This window comes from Romboutsia sp. 13368, from assembly GCF_018336475.1.
Classification (GTDB): domain Bacteria; phylum Bacillota; class Clostridia; order Peptostreptococcales; family Peptostreptococcaceae; genus Romboutsia.
The window spans coordinates 227,209-227,538 of the sequence record NZ_CP048741.1 but is presented as its reverse complement, the minus strand read 5'-3'; positions in this window follow the sequence as shown (position 1 = coordinate 227,538).

The following is a 330-nucleotide window of genomic DNA, read 5'->3' as shown; positions in this document are numbered from 1 at the left end:
ATCTAACGYTRTTTTAGTTTTTGGCTATGTTAGCTAAATTCGTGATAAATAATATAATTTAGTTCGCAATTGATATATAATGCGAAATAAAGATACTCGTGATGCCATATATATAAACAGTTATTTATTGGTAATGTTATATTGCTAATTTAAGTGTTCATGAAAATATATATTTTAGTAGACACTTAAATCACATAGATTCTTATATGATTATATTTAATTATGGAGGTGATCTTTTGTATCTGCTTGATTTATCCCTTCTTTTTTAAGAATAAAAAAGAAGGGTGATTAATTATGAAAATAAATTATCAATTCCTCTGTTGTTGAATA